This window comes from Sphingomonas sp. (assembly GCF_050725575.1).
In the GTDB taxonomy this organism is placed as follows: Bacteria; Pseudomonadota; Alphaproteobacteria; order Sphingomonadales; family Sphingomonadaceae; genus Sphingomonas.
On the sequence record NZ_JBOHHW010000072.1, the window covers coordinates 1 to 18,370 of the forward strand.

Annotated in this window: 17 protein-coding genes and 1 pseudogene; 11 read left to right on the top strand and 7 right to left on the bottom strand. The window is 64.7% G+C overall.

The genetic code is table 11. From position 1 onward, the window contains the following. The 3 genes and pseudogenes from ispH to rnhA all read left to right on the top strand — a co-directional run. Positions 1 to 545 (top strand): annotated as a pseudogene (gene ispH / locus ACRECS_RS25940) (4-hydroxy-3-methylbut-2-enyl diphosphate reductase); the annotation flags it as partial. Between the two features lie 4 nt (positions 546 to 549). Then, on the top strand, positions 550 to 1,506 hold the full coding sequence (gene thrB, locus ACRECS_RS25945; protein WP_431585864.1) for a homoserine kinase: 957 nt from the start codon (positions 550 to 552) through the stop codon (positions 1,504 to 1,506). Beyond that, positions 1,503 to 1,964, top strand: a complete 462-nt coding sequence (gene rnhA, locus ACRECS_RS25950) for a ribonuclease HI (protein WP_431585865.1) — start codon at positions 1,503 to 1,505, stop codon at positions 1,962 to 1,964. Before thrB ends, rnhA begins: the two co-directional genes overlap by 4 nt. 3 nt (positions 1,965 to 1,967) lie before the next feature. Here rnhA and ACRECS_RS25955 read toward each other — a convergent pair whose 3' ends face one another. Genes ACRECS_RS25955 through ACRECS_RS25965 form a run of 3 tightly spaced genes read right to left on the bottom strand, consistent with a single transcriptional unit; the run spans position 1,968 to position 4,244 of the window. Further along, positions 1,968 to 2,144 (bottom strand): YegP family protein, encoded by a 177-nt coding sequence (locus ACRECS_RS25955; protein WP_431585866.1) that lies wholly within the window; start codon positions 2,142 to 2,144, stop codon positions 1,968 to 1,970. Positions 2,145 to 2,192: 48 nt separating this feature from the next. Beyond that, positions 2,193 to 3,287: an NAD(P)/FAD-dependent oxidoreductase gene (locus ACRECS_RS25960; protein WP_431585867.1), complete on the bottom strand. Its 1,095-nt coding sequence runs from the start codon at positions 3,285 to 3,287 to the stop codon at positions 2,193 to 2,195. A gap of 12 nt (positions 3,288 to 3,299) precedes the next feature. Next, positions 3,300 to 4,244, bottom strand: a complete 945-nt coding sequence (locus ACRECS_RS25965; RefSeq protein ID WP_431585868.1) for an alpha/beta fold hydrolase — start codon at positions 4,242 to 4,244, stop codon at positions 3,300 to 3,302. 75 nt (positions 4,245 to 4,319) lie between these two features. Between ACRECS_RS25965 and ACRECS_RS25970 the strand changes: the two genes are divergently transcribed. From ACRECS_RS25970 to ACRECS_RS26005, 8 genes are all read left to right on the top strand, one after another. Then, complete coding sequence (locus ACRECS_RS25970) at positions 4,320 to 4,766, top strand: A24 family peptidase (RefSeq protein WP_431585869.1); 447 nt, start codon at positions 4,320 to 4,322, stop codon at positions 4,764 to 4,766. 52 nt (positions 4,767 to 4,818) lie between these two features. Next, positions 4,819 to 5,853 (top strand): Flp pilus assembly protein CpaB, encoded by a 1,035-nt coding sequence (cpaB, locus tag ACRECS_RS25975; protein ID WP_431585870.1) that lies wholly within the window; start codon positions 4,819 to 4,821, stop codon positions 5,851 to 5,853. A 1-nt stretch (position 5,854) separates the two neighbouring features. Beyond that, entirely contained in the window at positions 5,855 to 7,420 is a 1,566-nt protein-coding gene (locus ACRECS_RS25980) for a type II and III secretion system protein family protein (protein WP_431585871.1), read from the top strand. Between the two features lie 38 nt (positions 7,421 to 7,458). Then, the gene (locus tag ACRECS_RS25985; protein ID WP_431585872.1) at positions 7,459 to 8,094 is read left to right on the top strand and encodes a CpaD family pilus assembly protein; all 636 of its coding nucleotides are present in this window, start codon (positions 7,459 to 7,461) and stop codon (positions 8,092 to 8,094) included. A gap of 3 nt (positions 8,095 to 8,097) precedes the next feature. Beyond that, positions 8,098 to 9,378, top strand: coding sequence for an AAA family ATPase (locus tag ACRECS_RS25990; protein WP_431585873.1), 1,281 nt, complete (start codon positions 8,098 to 8,100; stop codon positions 9,376 to 9,378). A gap of 57 nt (positions 9,379 to 9,435) precedes the next feature. Then, a complete protein-coding gene (locus tag ACRECS_RS25995) occupies positions 9,436 to 10,410 on the top strand; it encodes a type II secretion system F family protein (protein ID WP_431585874.1) in 975 nt (324 codons plus the stop codon). 18 nt (positions 10,411 to 10,428) lie between these two features. Next, the gene (locus tag ACRECS_RS26000) at positions 10,429 to 11,424 is read left to right on the top strand and encodes a type II secretion system F family protein (protein ID WP_431585875.1); all 996 of its coding nucleotides are present in this window, start codon (positions 10,429 to 10,431) and stop codon (positions 11,422 to 11,424) included. 93 nt (positions 11,425 to 11,517) lie between these two features. Beyond that, the gene (locus tag ACRECS_RS26005) at positions 11,518 to 12,207 is read left to right on the top strand and encodes a hypothetical protein (RefSeq protein ID WP_431585876.1); all 690 of its coding nucleotides are present in this window, start codon (positions 11,518 to 11,520) and stop codon (positions 12,205 to 12,207) included. A gap of 4 nt (positions 12,208 to 12,211) precedes the next feature. Here ACRECS_RS26005 and ACRECS_RS26010 read toward each other — a convergent pair whose 3' ends face one another. From ACRECS_RS26010 to glyS, 4 genes are all read right to left on the bottom strand, one after another. Then, complete coding sequence (locus ACRECS_RS26010; RefSeq protein WP_431585877.1) at positions 12,212 to 12,739, bottom strand: DUF1254 domain-containing protein; 528 nt, start codon at positions 12,737 to 12,739, stop codon at positions 12,212 to 12,214. Beyond that, a complete protein-coding gene (locus ACRECS_RS26015) occupies positions 12,736 to 13,311 on the bottom strand; it encodes a DUF1214 domain-containing protein (protein ID WP_431585878.1) in 576 nt (191 codons plus the stop codon). The genes ACRECS_RS26010 and ACRECS_RS26015 overlap by 4 nt, the downstream gene beginning before the upstream one ends. A gap of 71 nt (positions 13,312 to 13,382) precedes the next feature. After that, a complete protein-coding gene (ppdK, locus tag ACRECS_RS26020) occupies positions 13,383 to 16,052 on the bottom strand; it encodes a pyruvate, phosphate dikinase (RefSeq protein WP_431585879.1) in 2,670 nt (889 codons plus the stop codon). Between the two features lie 45 nt (positions 16,053 to 16,097). After that, complete coding sequence (gene glyS / locus ACRECS_RS26025) at positions 16,098 to 18,281, bottom strand: glycine--tRNA ligase subunit beta (RefSeq protein ID WP_431585880.1); 2,184 nt, start codon at positions 18,279 to 18,281, stop codon at positions 16,098 to 16,100. Positions 18,282 to 18,370: the final 89 nt, after the last annotated feature.

The window sequence follows — 18,370 nt, forward strand, 5'->3', positions numbered from 1 at the left end:
CCTTCGGCCAGGTGCCGGAAGGCGCGATGACGCTGATCGAGGATGTCGCCGATGCCGAGGCGTTCATGCCGGATGATCCGACCAACATTGCCTTCCTGACCCAGACCACCTTGTCGGTCGACGACATGGCCGATGTCGTCGCGACCCTGCAGCGCCGCTTCCCCGCGATCCAAGCGCCGCGACCCGATGATATCTGCTACGCCACGTCGAACCGGCAGACCGCAGTCAAGTCAATCGCCACGATGTGCGATGCAGTGCTGGTGATCGGCGCGCCCAATTCGTCGAACTCGCTCCGGCTGGTCGAGGTCGCGGTGCGCGAAGGGACGCCCGCACAGCTGATCCAGCGCGCCGCTGATCTCGATTTCGACTTCCTGGAAGGCGTCACGACACTCGGCATCACGGCGGGCGCTTCCGCCCCCGAAATCCTGGTCCGCGAACTGGTCGAGCGGCTGAGCGAGCGGTTCGAGGTCAGCGAGCGCGAGGTCGAGACCAACCGCGAGACCGTGTCGTTCAAGCTGCCACGCGGCCTCGAAGCCGCGGCCTGACCCCTTGGCCGTCTATACTCACGTGTCGGCCGAAGCGCTGGCCGCGTTCCTTGCGCGCTATGACCATGGCGAATTGATCTCCGCCAAGGGCATCGCGGAGGGCGTCGAGAACAGCAATTACATGGTCGACACGACCAAGGGCCGCTTCATACTGACGCTGTACGAGAAGCGGGTCGATCTGAGTGACCTGCCCTTCTTCTTCGCGATGCTTGATCATCTCGCCGAACGCGGCAATCCGGTCCCGCGCGCACTGGCCGACCGCGCAGGCGTGGCGATCCAGCAGCTCGAAGGCCGGCCCGCCTGTCTGATCGAATTCCTGCCCGGCGTGTCGGTCTCGCATCCAAACACCGCGCAAGCCTTCGCAACCGGCGCCGCGATGGGCCACATGCACGAGTCGCTGACCGATTTTACCGGCGAGCGCCCGAATAGCCTCGGCCCGGACGGCTGGACGGCGTTGCTGGCACGCTGCGGACACGATCTCGACACGATCGATCCGGGCCTGTTCGATCATGTCAGCGCTGCGCTGGAAAAGATATTGGCGGCATGGCCATATAACCTGCCGCGCGGGGTGATCCATGCCGATCTGTTCCCCGACAATGTCCTGATGCTCGGCGACCGGGTCGGCGGCCTGATCGATTTCTACTTCGCCTGTACCGATATCCGGGCCTGGGATCTCGCGGTGATGCACAGCGCCTGGTCGTTCGATGCGAGCGGTGCTCGTGTCGATCGCGCAGTCGGTGCGGCGCTGGTCGAGGGCTATATCTCACGCTTCCCGCTGAGCGACGCCGAGCGCGCGGCGCTCCCTGTGCTTGCGCGCGGCGCGTGCATCCGCTTCCTGCTGACACGCGCCTGGGACTGGCTCAACACGCCGGCCGATGCACTGGTCACGCGCAAGGATCCGCTGGCCTATCTGCGCCGCCTCAACACCTATAACCAGATGGGCGAGACCCTTTTTCAATGACCGAATCCGATACCGAACTCACGCGAGTCGAGATCGCCACCGATGGCGCGTGCAAGGGCAATCCCGGCCCTGGCGGCTGGGGCGCGTTGATCCGATCGGGCACCAAGGAAAAGGAACTGTCCGGCGGCGAGACGCTGACCACCAATAACCGGATGGAGCTGACCGCTGCGATCGAAGGATTGAATGCGCTTAAGCGGCCTTGCCTGGTCACGCTGTCAACCGACAGCCGCTACGTGATGGATGGCTTGACCAAATGGATCAAAGGCTGGCAGCGCAATGGCTGGAAGACCGCCGACAAGAAGCCGGTCAAGAATGCCGATCTATGGCAGGCGCTGCTCGACGCGGCCAAGCCGCACCGAATCGAGTGGAAATGGGTGAAGGGCCATGCCGGCCACCCCGACAATGAGCGGGCTGACCGGCTGGCAAGCGACGCGGCCGACGCCGCGCGCAAAGGCTAAATCTCAGCTATTGTCTTCGGTCGGCGCAGTGGGGCCGTTCTTCTTGATCGATTCGATCGCATTCTCGGCGGACGCCTTGCTCGAATAGCCTTCGGTCGAGAACATCACTTCGCTGTTATATTTGAAGCGAACACGAAACTCGCCAGCCTTGTCCTTGTAGATTTCGAACTTGTGAGCCATGGTCATCCTCCGTCATTGGACGAGGCCAGAGTAAGCCGGAAAATCCCGTTACGCCAGCGGTCTGAAACGGCCGGGCGCGTACATCGCAGGATCGATCGCGGCGACCATTGGATCGGGCTTCCGCTCCAGCAGGAGTGCGGCGGCCAGTGCAGCAGCGGCTGGCGCGGTCTGGATGCCGAAACCACCCTGTCCCGCACACCAAAAAAAGCCCGGCACGACCGGATCGAAGCCATAGACCGGCAACCGGTCCGGCGCGAAGCTGCGCAGACCGGCCCATTTATGCTCGAGCGCGGCAATGCGCCAATCGACCACCTGTTCTAACCGGTCGATCGCGATCGCGACATCGAGTTCCTCGGGTGCGACATCGCCCGGTTCGACCGGCGTCTCGTCATGCGGGCTGAGCCAGAGCCGCCCGGCACCTTCGGGTTTGAAGTAAAAGCGGCCGGCAATATCGACCACCATCGGCATCCCTTCCGGCAATTGCACATCGACGCGCAATTGCGCAACGGTGCGACGATAGGCCCGGATACCGATCGGTGCGACTCCGGCAATCGCCGCGACCCGATCCACCCAGGCGCCCGCAGCATTGACCAGGATCGTTGCCGTAACGGCCAGCGCGCCCGCTTCAATCTGCCAGCCATTCGCCACCCGCGCTGCACTGCGCAGCGGCGCCGATAGCGCCAGCACCGCTCCGGTCCGATTGGCGTGGGAAAGATAATTGGCATGAAGCGCCGCGACATCGATATATTCGCAGCTCGCCTCCAGCACGCCTAGCGTCCAGTCGGGGCGCAGGCCAGGGATCAGCACTGCGGGATCGACGGCGGCCAGCGCAATGCCGGTACCTTCGAACGCCGCTAGAAAAGCGTGAATCGCCGCTTCATCTCCGGCGCGACCGATATGAAGCGCGCCCAGCGGCTTGAGGAACCCACCATCGTGCAGCGCCGGACCCGACGCCGTGGTCAGTGGCTGGATCCCCGTGCCGCCATAGCTTTCCGACCAGAAGGCGGCCGAGCGCCCGGTCGAATGATAGCCCGGACTGTCCTCCGCTTCGATCAGCAGGACACTCGCGTGCGGCGCAATGGCAGCAGCCAGACTCGCGCCGGCAATCCCTGCGCCGATAATGGCGATATCGTAGCGGTCCATTGGCGGGCCGCTTCAGACCTGGGCGCGCGACGCGAGAAAGATGTCGATCTCGCCGATCGCGCGATTGCGCACCGCGTCGCGCTCCCGCAATATCTCGTGCGACGATTCCCTGCCGAAACGCACGACACGCGCATCGGGCAATTTTGCCGCCACCTGCAACGCAGCCTTGGGGTTCACCAGCTTGTCCGCCTCGGCGACGATCAGCAGCGTGGGAACGGTCATCGTCTTCAACCGCGGGTCGTCGCGCTGGCGCCGGGTCGATTCGAACGCCTGCATCACCCAGCGCCAGCTGGGCGGGCCAAGCAGCAATTCGGGCTTGGTCGTCTGCCAGAAGATTTCATCGTCATAGCGCGAACGATCATGGGTGAGCAGCGCCTGGCGGGTTACAGTGGTCGCCGGGCGTTCATTATCCCGCCAGGCGGGCCGCGCGGAATTGCCCGCGCTGCCGAGCAGTTTCGCCATCCGCTCGCCGAGTCGCGCGCCAAGCGGGCTATGCAGCCCGAGCATCGGCGCGATCAGCACCGCGGCATCGGGCTTGACGACGCCTTCGACCATCGCACGCAGAATCAGATGGCCGCCCATCGAATGCCCCATCAATACCCTTGGTCCGACTGCCGTTGACTGCCATTCGGTCCAGAAGGCCGTGAAGTCGGTGATATAGGTGCCGAAATCCTCGATATGGCCGACATGGGAATCGGGCGACACCCGCCCGGATCCACCCTGTCCGCGCCAGTCGAGCGAGGTGATCGACCAGCCCTGGGCGTGCCAATGCGTGAAAACCTCAAGATATTTTTCGAAAATATCGCCGCGCCCGCCCTCGAATAAAATACTGCCGCGCCGGATCTTGGCCTCGGCAGGCCAGTCGAAACGGCGGAATTCCCAGCCATTCGGGCCATTCCAGCGAGTGATTGCCGCCCCCGGCGGCATGGCGCGGCGGAACGATTGAGGTGAATCCATTGGCAATCGTTACTTTTTGGAAAGCCATGCCGTCTAGGGAATTCCCTTATGGGTTGGGGAAATCCGATAGCTTTGATGCTTGGCGCGCTCGCGCTGCTCCTTGTTGCCGCCGGGATCGAGGACGCACGCCACCGTGAGATCGCCAATTGGAAGAATGTCGCGATCGCGCTGCTCGCCCCTGTCTGGTGGTGGGCGAACGGCCTGGCGGTCTGGCCCGACATGGCAATTCAACTTGGCCTGGCGCTGGCCGTGTTCGCGATGTTCTGCGCCGCCTTCCACTTCAATTGGATGGGCGGCGGCGACGTCAAGATGATCGGCGCGCTTGCCTTGTGGTTCCCGTTCGTCCCGCTCGTTTCGATGCTGATCATCATGTCGCTGGTCGGCGGCGTGCTCACTGTCGTGCTGATGATCGACCAGCGTGTCCGCAAGAAACCGGGGTCTCCCGAGATTCCGTACGGCGTCGCAATCGCGATCGCCGCTCTGCTCACTGTTCGCGAACCGATTTTTAACCAGTTTCTGTGAATGATTAACGCCGGATCGACCGTGATCCGCGCTCGAAAAGGTCCGAAGCGTTATGGATACCCGTAAGATCGTCCTGCTGGTGGGTGCGTTGATTGTCGCGGCAATCACCGCGTTCATGGCGCGCAGCCTGATCTCTGGCACCCCTGCCCCGGTGGCCGGCGCCACGACAGTCGTCGCGCCGGTCGATGGCCCGGAAGTGCTGGTCGCAACACGTTCATTGCCGGTCGGCACCATCCTCGACGCGACGGCGCTGAAATTTCAGCCCTGGCCCAAGGAACTGGTCGAAAACGCCTATTACATCAAGGCCGACACCGACCTGAAGGCATTGCAGGGCACGGTCGTGCGCAACGCGATCACGGCCGGACAGCCGGTAACGCAGGGCGCGCTGGTCAAGCCTGGCGACCGCGGTTTCCTGGCGGCGGCGCTCGGCGCCGGCATGCGCGCCGTAACGATCCCGATTTCGGTCCAGACCGGCGTCGCGGGCTTTGTCTTTCCGGGCGACCGGATCGACCTGATCTTGACTCAGACGGTTCCCGGCGGCGGTGATGGCCCGCCGCTAAAGGCATCCGAAACGATCATGCGCAATCTGCGTGTTCTCGCGACCGACCAGCGCACCGACAACACCACCGGTGAAGACGGCAAGACCGTGGTCCGCACCTTTTCCAACGTGACGATCGAGGCAACGCCGAAGATCGCCGAGCAGATCGCCGTTGCGCAAACGCTCGGCGCCCTGTCGCTGTCGCTGCGCTCGATCGCCGACAATAACTCCGAACTCGAACAGGCGATCGCCAACGGCGACATCAAGGTCCCCGAAACCGACGATCCCAAGGCCGAGAAGGCAATGATGCTGAAGCTCGCGAGCCAGCCCGTCACCGGCAACACCACCTTCGCCGTGGGTGCTGATGTGTCGCGCTTCCAGCGCCGGACCGTGCCCGGCAAGAGCGCGGAAACCAGCATGATGGCAGGCGCGCCGGGGGGAGCGCCAGCCGGCGGATATCCTGGTGCTGCCGCACATATCACGGGTCCGATCGTGCGCATCGCGCGCGGCAATTCGGTGACCGAAGTTCCGGTCGGGGGGAAGAAGTAACATGCGTATTGCGCTCACGCCGATCGGCTGGCCGCTGGCCGCCGTTCTTGTCGCGGCAACCATGGGCGGCGCATCCGCGCCAGCCCCGGCCCAATCCGCCGCCGCAGCACCCGTGCTGCAGGTCAATACCGGCCGCGGAAGGCTGATCACGCTCGCCCGGCCAATGAGCGACGTGTTCGTTGCCAGCGACGCGATCGCCGACGTCCAGGTCCGCTCGGCCACGCAGATCTATGTTTTCGGCAAAGCGGCCGGCGAGACGACGATCTCCGCCACCAACAAGGCGGGCGCAGTGGTCTATTCGGCCACGATCCGGGTCGGGAATAATTTCGACTCGATTCAGCAGATGCTGAACCTCGCCATGCCCGACGCGCATATCGTCGCGACGCCGATGAACGGCCTGGTCCTGCTGACCGGTACCGTCGCCGCACCGGCGGACGGCGCCGAAGCGGAACGGCTGGTCCAGGCCTATGTCGGCGAGACGACCAAGGTGCTCAGCCGTCTGCGCAATGCCACCCCGTTGCAGGTCAATCTGCAGGTCAAGTTCGCCGAGGTCAGCCGCACCTTCGTCAAGAATATCGGCGTCAACCTGACCACGCGCGACAGTGGCAGCTTCCTGTTCGGGCTCAGCCAGGGCCGTCAGGGCTCGATTACAACGGCGCCGGGCGTTCTTGGCAGCGGCACGATCGACGCCAATGGCGCATTGCCGGGTCAGTCGATCGTGAAATTCCCGCCCGGTCTCGGCATGGGCTCGACGATTGGAGCAGCCGGCCGTTTGCTGGGCCTCGATCTGCTCGCATCGCTCGATCTCGGCGAAACGCTCGGCCAGGTTTCGACTCTTGCCAATCCAAACCTGACGGCCTTGTCGGGCGAGACCGGCACATTCCTCGCCGGTGGCGAAATCCCGATCCCGGTCAGCCAGGGGCTGGGCGCGGTGTCGGTCGAATATAAGCAATATGGCATCAGCCTGTCCTACACGCCGATCGTGCTGGCGGACGGCCGCATCTCGCTGCGCGTGCGTCCTGAAGTATCGCAGCTCACATCGGCAGGTGCAGTGCAGCTGAACGGGACGACCATCCCGGCGATCAGCACGCGGCGCGCCGAAACGACAGTCGAACTCGGTTCGGGCCAGAGCTTCATGATCGCCGGCCTGTTGCAGAACAGCCATGACAATTCGATCGATAAGACCCCGGGACTTGGCGACGTGCCGGTGCTGGGCGCCCTGTTCCGGTCGAACGCCTTCCAGCGCAAAGAAACCGAGCTGGTGATCGTCATCACGCCGTATCTGGTCAAACCAGTCAACGCGAACGACATCGTACTGCCGACCGACGGCTATAAGGCGCCGACCGATCTCGGCCGGGTGTTGATGGGTGAGCTTGGCGGCGGCGTTACCGGCGGCGACCGGCCCAAGCCGAGCATGGCGCCGTCCGCCACCGCTGTCCCCTCCTTTGGCGCCGCTGCGCCGGTACTGCCCGCACCGCGCGCCGAGGATCGCCGGGAGGAAAAGGCGCCACCACCAGCCAAAGCCAAGAAGGGTGCGCCCGTCGCTCCCGGCTTCAGCCTCAACTGACGATGTCAAAACGTGAAATGCCCACAAGGGATAGAACCATGTTCAAGCGCAGCATCCTGATCGCCATGACTCTGGCCCCCGCCCTGCTGGTCGGCGCGTGCAGCACCGGTACGAAGAATCGTGGTCTCGAATCGGTCCATCAGCCGGTCGTCAGCCGTACCGATCTCGTGTTCGATGCGAGCACCAGCGGCAATGGCCTGGCCCCCGGCGAGGCACAGCGCATGGCCGGATGGATGCAGTCACTGCGCCTTGGCTATGGTGACCGGGTCGCGATCGACGACCCCAATCCATCGGGCAATGGCGTGCGAGATGACGTGCAGGCACAGATTTCCCGGTACGGCCTGCTCCTGTCCGACGATGCGCCGGTTACCGGTGCACCGGTGCAGCCCGGCATGGTCCGCGTGGTGATCAGCCGGATGAAGGCAAGCGTCCCGGGATGCCCCGACTTCAGTCGTACCGGCCCATCGGAATTCGAAAGCAATACGTCGTCGAACCAGGGGTGCTCGATCAATTCGAACCTCGCGGCGATGATCGCCAACCCGACAGACCTGGTGCGCGGGCAGCCCGGTGCGGATGTCAATGATCCGGCATCGGCGACCAAGCCGATCGACGCCTATCGCAAGGCGCCGATCAGTGTCGGTACCAGCCAGGGCAAGAGCGGTGGGAGCAATTAAGTCATGAACGCACCTTTCAATCCAGGCCGCGTTGGACACCGCGAACCGTTCGTCGCCTATGTCTGCGACGAGACTACGGCGGAATCGATCCGCCCGGTGGTCGCCGAAATGGGCTGGGCGCCTGAAAAGGTGAACAAGGGCGGGCTGCGCAATGCCGTCCAGTCGCTCTCTGTTTCGGCAAGCCCGCAAATCCTGTTCGTCGACCTTTCGGAATCGGGCGATCCGCTCAACGACATCAATGCGCTCGCCGAGGTATGCGAACCCGGTACGGTCGTGATCGCGGCCGGCCAGGTCAATGATGTGCGTCTGTACCGCGATCTGGTGGTCAGCGGCATCCAGGATTACCTGCTCAAGCCGCTCAGCCCCGACATGCTGCGTGAGGCGTTCACGCACGCACAGACGATGCTCAACGCGCCCAAGGCGGCCGATCCTTCGGTCGAACGGCCGCATTGCTCGACCGCCGTGATCGGCGCACGCGGCGGCGTCGGTGCCTCGACCATCGCCACCTCGGTCGCCTGGGTGCTGAGTGAGAAGGGCAAGCGCAATACCGCCCTGCTCGATCTCGACGTGCATTTCGGCACCGGCGCGCTGACCCTCGACCTCGAACCGGGCCGCGGCCTGACCGACGCGATCGAGAATCCCAGCCGCATCGACGGCCTGTTCATCGAACGCGCCATGGTCAAGTCGAGCGACACGCTCTCGGTGCTGTCGGCGGAAGCGCCGATCAACTCGCCGGTGATGACCGATGGTGCCGCCTTCTATCAGCTGCAGGAGGAAATGCGCTCCGCATTCGAATGCACCGTGGTCGATCTGCCGCGCGGCATGCTGGTACTGCATCCGCATCTCATCACTGATGTGCAGATTGCGGTCGTCGTCACCGAATTGACCCTTGCTGCCGCACGTGATTCGATCCGCATCCTGTCATGGCTGAAGTCGAACGCGCCGCAGACCCAGGTTTTCGTCGTCGCCAACCGGGTCCATGCCAATGCGCAGCTCGAGATTAACCGCAAGGATTTCGAAGGCTCGATCGAGCGCCGGATCGATTTCATGATCCCCTTCGACCAGAAGATCGCAGCGCAATCCGCCAAGCTCGGCAAGCCGCTGGCGGAAGCCGGCAAGGGATCCAAGACCGTCGCGCCGATCGTCGAGCTGGCCACAAAGTTGCTGGGCGCCGGCGATGCCGCCGCCGACGGCGTTTCGCTGAAGAAGCCGCCCGTCAAGGGTACGTCGTTGATGGGCAAGTTCGGCGATTTCAAATCGATGATGCCGAAGCGGAAAAAATAACCGGTTCGAGGCGGTCAATTGACCGGATCGTAACCAAGCGGAGCGCTTGATACCGTAATGGAATTAATGCCGTTCATCATGCTGTGCGGGGGCGCTTTTGCCGTCCTGCTGCTCGTCGCCTTCGCTTTTGCCGGGCCGTCGCCGCAGCGTGCGCAGGCGCGCCGGCTGTCGACTTTGCGCGCGCGCCATAGCGACTCGGCCAATGCAGCGGTCGAGGCGCAGATGCGCCGCATCACCGCGAACCGCGCCACGCGCATGGACGGTGTCGCGATGCGCTTCCTGCCGCGTCCGGCAGTCCTGAAAAAGCGCCTGGCGATGACCGGCAAGCCGTGGACGGTTGGGCAGTACGGCATGGCAACCGTCGGCATCCTGGTCGTCGTCACGCTCCTGCTGGCGCTCCAGGGCCTGCCCATTGCGCTGTCTCTCCTGCTCGGGCTGGTGCTTGGCGCCGGCTTGCCGCACATGGTGGTCAGCTTCTTCATCAAGCGCCGCATCGCGCAATTCACTGCCAAGCTGCCCGACGCAATCGAGCTGCTTGTACGCGGCCTGCGCTCGGGCCTGCCGATCACCGAGACGATCGCGGTCGTCGGCAATGAGGTCGAGGGCCCGGTCGGCGTCGAATTCCGCATGGTCACCGACAAGATGAAGATCGGCCGCACACTCGACGTCGCACTGCAAGATACTGCCGACAGGCTCGGCACGCCCGAATTCCAGTTCTTCGTCATTTCGATCGCGATCCAGCGCGAAACCGGCGGCAACCTGGCCGAAACGCTCGCCAATCTCGCCAATGTGCTGCGCATGCGCGGCCAGATGAAGCTCAAGATCAAGGCGATGTCATCCGAATCCAAGGCGTCCGCCTATATCATCGGATCGCTGCCGTTCATCGTGTTCGGCATGATCTGGATGATCAACGGCAGCTATATGCAGACCTTCTTCCAGGACGAACGGCTGATGGTCGCGGGCGGCGGCGGCATTTTGTGGATGGCGATCGGCGCCCTGATCATGGCCAAGATGATCAATTTCGAGATTTAAGGGAAGAATACGAGCATCATGGGCGAGACGGCTGGACCGACGATCCTCGGGGTCGATGTGATGATGGTGGCGACCCTGCTCGCCGGCGTCGCCGCCTTTGCTGTGCTGCTTGCCATCTATGCGGCGACGACGGTCCGCGACCCAATGATCAAGCGCGTCAAGGCGCTGAACGAACGCCGCGAACAGCTGAAGGCGGGCATCACCGCCTCGACCAAGCGCCGCGCCAAACTGGTCACCAAGAATCAGACCACCGATCGTATCAAGTCGATCCTGTCGTCGCTGCAGGTGCTGCAGGACAGCCAGGTCAAAGCCGCGCAGATCAAGCTGATGCAGGCCGGCATCCGGTCGAAGGAATATGCCGTCGCGGTCATTTTCGGCCGCCTCGTCCTGCCGATCATCTTCGGCGGGCTGATGCTCTATCTCGTCTACGGCACCGAGATGTTCGCCGATTACAGCGCGATCAAACGCTATGGCATTGTCGCGGGCGCGTTCATCCTGAGCTACAAGGCGCCCGACATCTTCCTCAAGAACAAGATCACCAAGCGCTCCGACGCGATCCGCAAAGGCTTGCCCGATGCGCTCGATTTGCTGGTGATCTGTGCCGAAGCGGGACTCACCGTTGACGCCGCATTCCACCGTGTGTCGCGCGAACTGGGCCGCGCCTACCCCGAACTGGGCGACGAATTCACCCTGACCGCGATCGAGCTCGGCTTTCTCAGCGAGCGCCGCCAAGCGTTCGAGAACCTTGCTATGCGAGTCAATCTCGACGCCATCAAGGGCGTGGTGACGACCATGGTACAGACCGAGAAATACGGCACGCCGCTGGCGTCCGCGCTGCGCGTGCTGTCCGCCGAATTCCGCAACGAGCGCATGATGCGCGCTGAGGAAAAGGCTGCGCGCCTGCCCGCGATCATGACCGTGCCGCTGATCCTGTTCATCCTGCCGACGTTGTTCGTCGTCATTCTCGGGCCGGCCGCCTGCTCCATCTCCGACGCGTTCAAGGGCGGGATCTAGGTCCGACCTAGCGCTTGATCCCGACCGCCTGACTCGTCAGGATCGTCACCGGCGCCGCAACATCGCGCCAGGACTCGTCGGGAGACGATCGCAATGCTGTTCACGACCTTTGGTCAATTCGTGGTGCTCCTGCTGCTGTTCTTCGGCGGGCTGGTACTGGGGCTTGGCCTCCATCCCGGCAGCCGGAAATGGCGCAAGCGTCTTTACGCCGAGAGTGAGGCCTATAGCGCCTATCGGCGCAAGGCAGAGACGCAGATCCGCGAGGGCAATGCCCGCATCGCCGAACTCGAGCGCGAGAATGAAGCACTCAAGGGGCCGGTCGCCGCACCGGAAGCTCTGACCGAACCAAGCCCCGAGCCAGCCCCGGAACCAGCGACCGCGGCTGAAGCCGCCGAGCAGGATGCGGACGCCCCGGCCGACGAGAAGCCGGCACCGCGTTATGCCTATGCCCCTGCCCTGGGACTGGCACTTCCGGTTGCCGCCAGCGCCGCCGTCTCAGCCTTTCCGCCACCTCTAGCTGCGCCCGAGCCTGAGCCAGTGGCCGAAGCAGACGATCTCTCACGCCTGCGCGGCGTCGACGAACCTCTCAAGGAACGACTCGCCGATCTCGGCATGACGCACTTCGCCGATATCGAGAATCTGTCGGCCGAAGACGAAATGGCGCTGGAAAAACGGCTCGACCTGCCGGCCGGCCGCATCGCCAGCGAGCAATGGCGCGATCAGGCGACGCTGTTGCGGACCGGCAAGGCCAAGCTGCACAACACCCGCTTCCCGGATAGCTGAGGGTTCAACCGGCAACCGCCGAGCAGCGTGCCGATCGTCGCGCGCCGTCGATCGCGGCGAAACTGGCGCGGTTCTCGATCAGGATACGGATCAGCGCAACACCGCGATTGCCATCGACGCGCACCGCCTCGGCTCCGGCCGGAATGGTCTGGCCGGCGCGCGCGATGGCAATGCGCAGCGGCTTATGCGCACCGGCGGCATCGTTGCGCACGAACACGGCATTAGTATTCGCATCGAAGATCGACAGCGACCAATAGGGCGCCGCGACCGGTGTCGCCTCGATCAGCACCGGCCCGTGCGACAAGTCATAAGGGCAGGAGGAATAGGCCAGGTCGGGGCTCGGTCGAACGATCGTGCGCGAGGCAGCGGTGGCGAGCGGCGTGTGCTTCATCTGGTTGAAGCCGCCGATCGACGCGACGCGCTTGACCGCGAGCCACATCAGCACGCGCGGCGTGGCCACCAGGGTCACCTGCCACGTGAGGACACCGAGCAGGACGCCGAACATCAGCGGCAAGGTCCAGCGACGCGTCATGCGCAGGACTCCCGCACGATGCTGGGCAATTGCTCGCGGGTGAAATTACCGGCGCCGCGATCGGCCGGCAGATAGGCGCGCAGCGTGAGTTCGAAGCGCCTCGGCTTGCCGGTCGGCAGCCAGTGTCCCGGCTGCTTGTCAGGCGCGATCGTCACCAGCCATTGCGCCTGCTCTGCCGCCGGCAGTGCGGCGCTGCCGATCGACCAAATGTTCGCCGGATTGGCGACGAGATAGCCCTGCGGATCGTAGAGCGTCAGGCTCCACCATTTGACCGGCAAGGCACCACCCATGACGAGATAGCGGCATTTGCCGTCGAGCGGCCGGCCGGCGTCGTCCGTCGCGGCGTTATAGTAACGCGTCTCGGTTGCCGGCAGCGCGAGCAGGCCGCGCAGCGCCACCACCGCGCGGGTCTTCGCGTTGGCCGCGGCCGTGCCGTAGTCCTTGCCGGTGGCCCAGGGACCGATCGAGGTGGCGCTGCCAAGCACGCCGGCGCGAACGCTCCAGACGGCACCGCCGGCACCGATCAGGATGCCGGCGACGCCGGTGACCGCATATCTTGCCCATGGCCACATCGTGCCGGCCTCCCCTTATCTGCAGCGGAGACTGCGCGAAAAGCGCCGGGCTGGCCAGCCTATTTACCGGCCTATTTAAGCGCCGCCTGCGCCGCCGCCAGCCGCGCGATCGGCACGCGGTAGGGCGAGGCGCTGACATAATCGAGCCCGATGCTTTCGCAGAACGCGATCGATGCCGGGTCGCCGCCATGTTCGCCGCAAATGCCGAGCTTGATGCCCGGGCGCGCGGCCCTGCCCCGCTCCGCCGCGATCTCAATCAGCTGCCCGACGCCCTCGACATCGAGGCTGACGAACGGATCCTTGGCGTAGATGCCGCGCTCGACATAAGTGGTCAGGAAGCGCGCCGCATCGTCGCGGCTGACCCCCAGCGTGGTTTGGGTCAAGTCATTGGTACCAAAGGAAAAGAACTCACCAATCTCGGCGATCTCGCCCGCCATCAGCGCCGCGCGCGGCAACTCGATCATCGTGCCGACGAGATACTCGATCGTGCGCCCCTTGTCGGCGAATACCGCCTGGGCTGCCTTGTCGACCACGACCTTCATCAGCTCCAGCTCGCGCCGCGTGGCGACCAGCGGGATCATCACTTCGGGGATCGGGGCGTCACCCGATTTCTCGGCGACCTCGACCGCCGCCTCGAAAATGGCACGCGCCTGCATCTCGTAGATTTCGGGATAGGTCACGCCAAGCCGGCAGCCGCGATGGCCAAGCATCGGGTTGAATTCGTGCAGCTCGGCGGCGCGGCGCTTGAGGATGTCGACATCGACCCCGGCAGCCGCCGCGACCTCGGCGAACTCGCTTTCCTCGTGCGGCAGGAATTCATGCAGCGGCGGATCGAGCAGGCGGATGGTGACGGGCAGCCCCGCCATCACCTCGAACAGCTGGATGAAGTCGGCACGCTGTTCGGGCAGCAGCTTTTCCAGCGCGGCGCGACGGCCCTTTTCATCCTCGGCGAGGATCATCTGACGCACCGCGGTGATCCGCGCGGCATCGAAGAACATATGCTCGGTACGGCACAGGCCAATGCCCTCGGCGCCGAATTCGCGCGCGACCCGGGCGTCGAGCGGGGTTTCGGCATTGGCGCGCACCTTCAGGCGGCGAACGCCGTCGGCCCACACCATCAAAGTGCCGAAATCGCCCGACAGCTCGGGCTGCACCGTCGGCACCGCACCCGCCATCACTTCACCGGTGGTGCCGTCGATGGTAATCGTGTCGCCCTCACGTATTTCGCGCCCGGTGCTGCCGGTGCCGACGCGCATCACGCCCGCCTTGGCGTCGATCGAGATCGTGCCCGCACCCGAGACGCAGGGACGCCCCATGCCGCGCGCGACCACCGCGGCATGGCTGGTCATGCCGCCGCGCGCGGTCAGGATGCCCTTGGCCGCGTGCATGCCGTGAATATCCTCAGGCGAGGTCTCGACCCGGATCAGGATCACGCTATCGCCCGCAGCCGCGCGCTTCTCGGCGGTGTCGCTGTCGAACACCGCCATGCCCGATGCCGCACCGGGGCTGGCAGGCAGCCCCTTGGTCAGCACGTCACGCTTGGCGGCGGGGTCGAGCGTCGGGTGGAGCAGTTGGTCGAGCGCCTGCGGATCGACCCGCGCGACCGCTTCCTCGCGCGTGATCAGCCCTTCCTCGGCCATGTCGACCGCGATCTTCAGCGCGGCCTTGGCGGTGCGCTTGCCCGAGCGGGTCTGCAGCATCCACAATTTGCCCTGCTGCACGGTGAACTCGATGTCCTGCATGTCGCGGTAGTGCGTTTCAAGCAGGTCGAACACCTTGGCCAGCTCGCCGAACACCTCGGGCATCGCCTCTTCCATCGAGGCGGGCTTGGCATTGGCGGTCTCGCGCGCGGCTTTGGTCAGATATTGCGGCGTGCGGATGCCAGCGACGACATCCTCGCCCTGCGCGTTGATCAGGAACTCGCCATAATAAGCGCGGTCGCCCTTGGCTGGATCGCGCGTGAACGCGACGCCGGTGGCCGACGTATCACCCATATTGCCGAACACCATCGCCTGCACGTTCACGGCCGTGCCCCAGGCGGCGGGAATGTCGTTGAGGCGGCGATAGACCTTGGCGCGTTCCGACTGCCACGAGCCGAACACGGCGCCGACCGCGCCCCAGAGCTGGTCGTGCACGTCCTGCGGGAAGGGCTTGTTCCACTGTGCCTCGACCAGCGCCTTATATTCGGCGACCAGCGCCTGCAGGTCCTCCGCGGTCAGCTCGGTGTCGAGATAATAGCCCTTGTCCTCCTTGGCGATCTCGAGCGCTTCCTCGAAGCTGCCATGGTCAAGCTCAAGCACCACATCGGCATACATCTGGATGAAGCGGCGATAGCTGTCCCAGGCGAAACGGTCGTCGCCCGAGGTGGCGGCCAGGCCCTTCACCGTCTCGTCATTGAGGCCAAGGTTCAGCACCGTGTCCATCATGCCCGGCATCGACGCACGCGCGCCGGAGCGGACCGAGACCAGCAGCGGATCGGCCGCGTCGCCGAATTTCTTGCTGGTCACACCCTCGATATGGGCGATGCCGGTGGCGACTTCGTCGCGCAGCGCCGGCGGAAAGGCGCGGCCTTCGTCATAATAGACTTCGCAGAATTCGGTCGAAATGGTGAAGCCGGGCGGCACCGGCAGGCCGATCGAGGCCATCTCGGCAAGGTTCGCACCCTTGCCGCCGAGCAGATTCTTGTCGCCCTTGCCACCGTCGGAAACTCCGCCGCCGAAGCGGTAGACGTACTGCGTCATTCACTCGTCCCCATTTTTAAGCATGCGCGTTTGGGCTCGACCGGGTCAGCCCTCGATCTTCGAAAAATCAGCGACCGAATGGACCGCATCGCGAACCCGGGCGAGCAAGGCGAGCCGCGCGGCGCGCTTGTTCGGATCGGGGTCATTGACCGTCACCTCTTCGAAGAACTGGTCGATCGGCCCTCTCAGGCTCGCCAATGCCGCCATCGCCCCTTCGAAATCCTCCGCCGCGACGGCGTCACGCGCGCGCGGCTCAGCGGAATCGAGCGCGGCGACCAGCGCGCCTTCGGCCGGATCACGGTCATACGCCACACTCTTATCCTCGGCGGCGGTAAAGCCTTCCTTCTTGAGGATATTGGCGGCGCGCTTGTAGCCGGCGAGCAGATTCTTGCCGTCCTCTGTCGTGACGAAGGATTGCAGCGCGTGGACGCGGGCGAGCAGCCGGACAAGATCGTCCTCTCCGCCGAGCGCGAACACCGCGTCGATCAGGTCGTGACGGACGCCCGCTTCGCGTTGCTGGACCTTGAGGCGGTCGGCGAAGAAGTCGAGGCTGGCGTTGAGGCCATTAACCCAGGGCGGAGGACCAAAACGCAGATTGGCGCTCCAGAAACTCCAAACCTTGGAAAGTTCCAGGCGTGTCCCGTTCGTCATCATCAACGAAAGAATGCCGAGAGCTGCTCGGCGCAGTGCAAACGGGTCTTTGGATCCGGTGGGCTTTTCGTCAATCGCAAAGAACGCTGCAATCGTATCCAGCTTGTCCGCCAGCGACACCGCCACCGTCACCGGCGCAGTCGGCACATCATCGCCCTGCCCGACCGGCTTGTAGTGATCGCGGATCGCCTCGGCGACTTCGGCGGGCTCACCCTGCGCGGCGGCGTAGTAGCCGCCCATCAGGCCCTGCAGTTCGGGGAATTCGCCGACCATGCCAGTGACGAGGTCGGCCTTGCACAGACGTGCGGCGCGTTCGGCCATGTCGGCGAGCAATTCACTCCCCTCCCGCTTGCGGGAGGGGTCGGGGGTGGGCTCGCGCTCACCGCCAACGCCGGCAGTCGTTGAAACGGGGAGCCCACCCCCAGCCCCTCCCGCAAGCGGGAGGGGGGAAGAAGTAGTAATAACCCCCTCTTCAACCAGCCACCGTGCCAGCTTCGCCACGCGGTCGACCTTGTCCGCCACCGTGCCCAGTTTCTCATGGAACACGATGCGATCGAGCTTCGCCGCCTGCTCTTCAAGCGGCACCTTCAGATCGGTCTCGTAGAAGAATTTCGCGTCCGACAGCCGCGCCGCCAGCACCTTGCGGTTGCCGTCGATGATCTTCGCGCCGCCATCGGCCGCGTCGATATTGGCGGTGCACACAAACGCATTGGCGAGCTTGCCGCCCGCATCGCGGCACACGAAATATTTCTGGTTCACGCGCGCGGTCAGCTGGATCACTTCCGGCGGCACCGCGAGAAACGCCTCGTCGAAGCGGCCGAGCAAAGGCACCGGCCATTCGGTCAGCCCGGCATTCTCGGTCAGCAGCCCTTCGTCCTGGATCAGCTCAAGCCCGGCCTTGCGCGCCGCCATGGTCGCGCCAAGCGCAATGATCTGGCGGCGTTCGGCCTGGTCAACAATGACATGCGCGTCCCGCAGCTGCTCGGCATAGGTCGCCGCGCTGGCGATTGTGATCGCGCCCGGTGCGTGGAAACGATGGCCGACGGTGGTCGCGTCCGACGCGATCCCGGCGATCTCGCACGGTACGACATCGCCGCCGAGCAAGGCGACGATGCCCTGCAGCGGGCGAACCCATTTGAGGCTCTCGGTCGAGGCCGAGGCGGTGCCCCAGCGCATCGATTTGGGCCAGGGGAAGGCGCGGATGATCGTCGGGATCGCCTCGGCCAGCACATCGGCGGTCGCGCGGCCGGGCTTTTCGACCACGGCGAAATAGATGCCGTCGCGCTCGGTCAGCTGGTCCTGGGTCAGGCCGGTCTTGCGCAGAAAGCCTTCCAGAGCCTGGGGCGGTGCGGAGGTCTTCGGCCCCTTGGTCTCTTCCGACACCGCGTCGGTCTGGAGCGGCAGGTCGCGGGCGATCAGGGTCAGGCGGCGCGGCGTGGCGAGCGTTTCGAGTGCGCCAGCCTTCAGGCCGGCCTTGTCGAGTTCGGCCGCGAACAGGCGCGCGAGATCGTCCCGCGCCTTGTCCTGCATGCGCGCCGGAATTTCCTCGGAGCGAAGTTCCAGAAGGAAGTCGGTCATACTTCACTCCTCCCCGGCACGGGGAGGGGGACCATGCACAGCATGGTGGAGGGGGTAGGCCGGCAGCGTTCCGCTTGGGGAACGCCCCC

Excerpts from the sequence above, each read along its gene's own strand:
- cpaB (WP_431585870.1), top strand. The coding sequence starts at position 4,819 with ATGGATACCCGTAAGATCGTCCTGCTGGTGGGTGCGTTGATTGTCGCG.
- ACRECS_RS26005 (WP_431585876.1), top strand. The coding sequence starts at position 11,518 with ATGCTGTTCACGACCTTTGGTCAATTCGTGGTGCTCCTGCTGCTGTTC.
- ACRECS_RS25955 (WP_431585866.1), bottom strand. The coding sequence starts at position 2,144 with ATGGCTCACAAGTTCGAAATCTACAAGGACAAGGCTGGCGAGTTTCGT.
- ACRECS_RS26010 (WP_431585877.1), bottom strand. The coding sequence starts at position 12,739 with ATGACGCGTCGCTGGACCTTGCCGCTGATGTTCGGCGTCCTGCTCGGT.
- ACRECS_RS25995 (WP_431585874.1), top strand. The coding sequence starts at position 9,436 with ATGGAATTAATGCCGTTCATCATGCTGTGCGGGGGCGCTTTTGCCGTC.
- ACRECS_RS26000 (WP_431585875.1), top strand. The coding sequence starts at position 10,429 with ATGGGCGAGACGGCTGGACCGACGATCCTCGGGGTCGATGTGATGATG.
- ACRECS_RS25960 (WP_431585867.1), bottom strand. The coding sequence starts at position 3,287 with ATGGACCGCTACGATATCGCCATTATCGGCGCAGGGATTGCCGGCGCG.
- ppdK (WP_431585879.1), bottom strand. The coding sequence starts at position 16,052 with ATGACGCAGTACGTCTACCGCTTCGGCGGCGGAGTTTCCGACGGTGGC.
- glyS (WP_431585880.1), bottom strand. The coding sequence starts at position 18,281 with ATGACCGACTTCCTTCTGGAACTTCGCTCCGAGGAAATTCCGGCGCGC.
- ACRECS_RS26015 (WP_431585878.1), bottom strand. The coding sequence starts at position 13,311 with ATGTGGCCATGGGCAAGATATGCGGTCACCGGCGTCGCCGGCATCCTG.
- ACRECS_RS25985 (WP_431585872.1), top strand. The coding sequence starts at position 7,459 with ATGTTCAAGCGCAGCATCCTGATCGCCATGACTCTGGCCCCCGCCCTG.
- rnhA (WP_431585865.1), top strand. The coding sequence starts at position 1,503 with ATGACCGAATCCGATACCGAACTCACGCGAGTCGAGATCGCCACCGAT.
- ACRECS_RS25980 (WP_431585871.1), top strand. The coding sequence starts at position 5,855 with ATGCGTATTGCGCTCACGCCGATCGGCTGGCCGCTGGCCGCCGTTCTT.
- ACRECS_RS25990 (WP_431585873.1), top strand. The coding sequence starts at position 8,098 with ATGAACGCACCTTTCAATCCAGGCCGCGTTGGACACCGCGAACCGTTC.
- ACRECS_RS25965 (WP_431585868.1), bottom strand. The coding sequence starts at position 4,244 with ATGGATTCACCTCAATCGTTCCGCCGCGCCATGCCGCCGGGGGCGGCA.
- ACRECS_RS25970 (WP_431585869.1), top strand. The coding sequence starts at position 4,320 with ATGCTTGGCGCGCTCGCGCTGCTCCTTGTTGCCGCCGGGATCGAGGAC.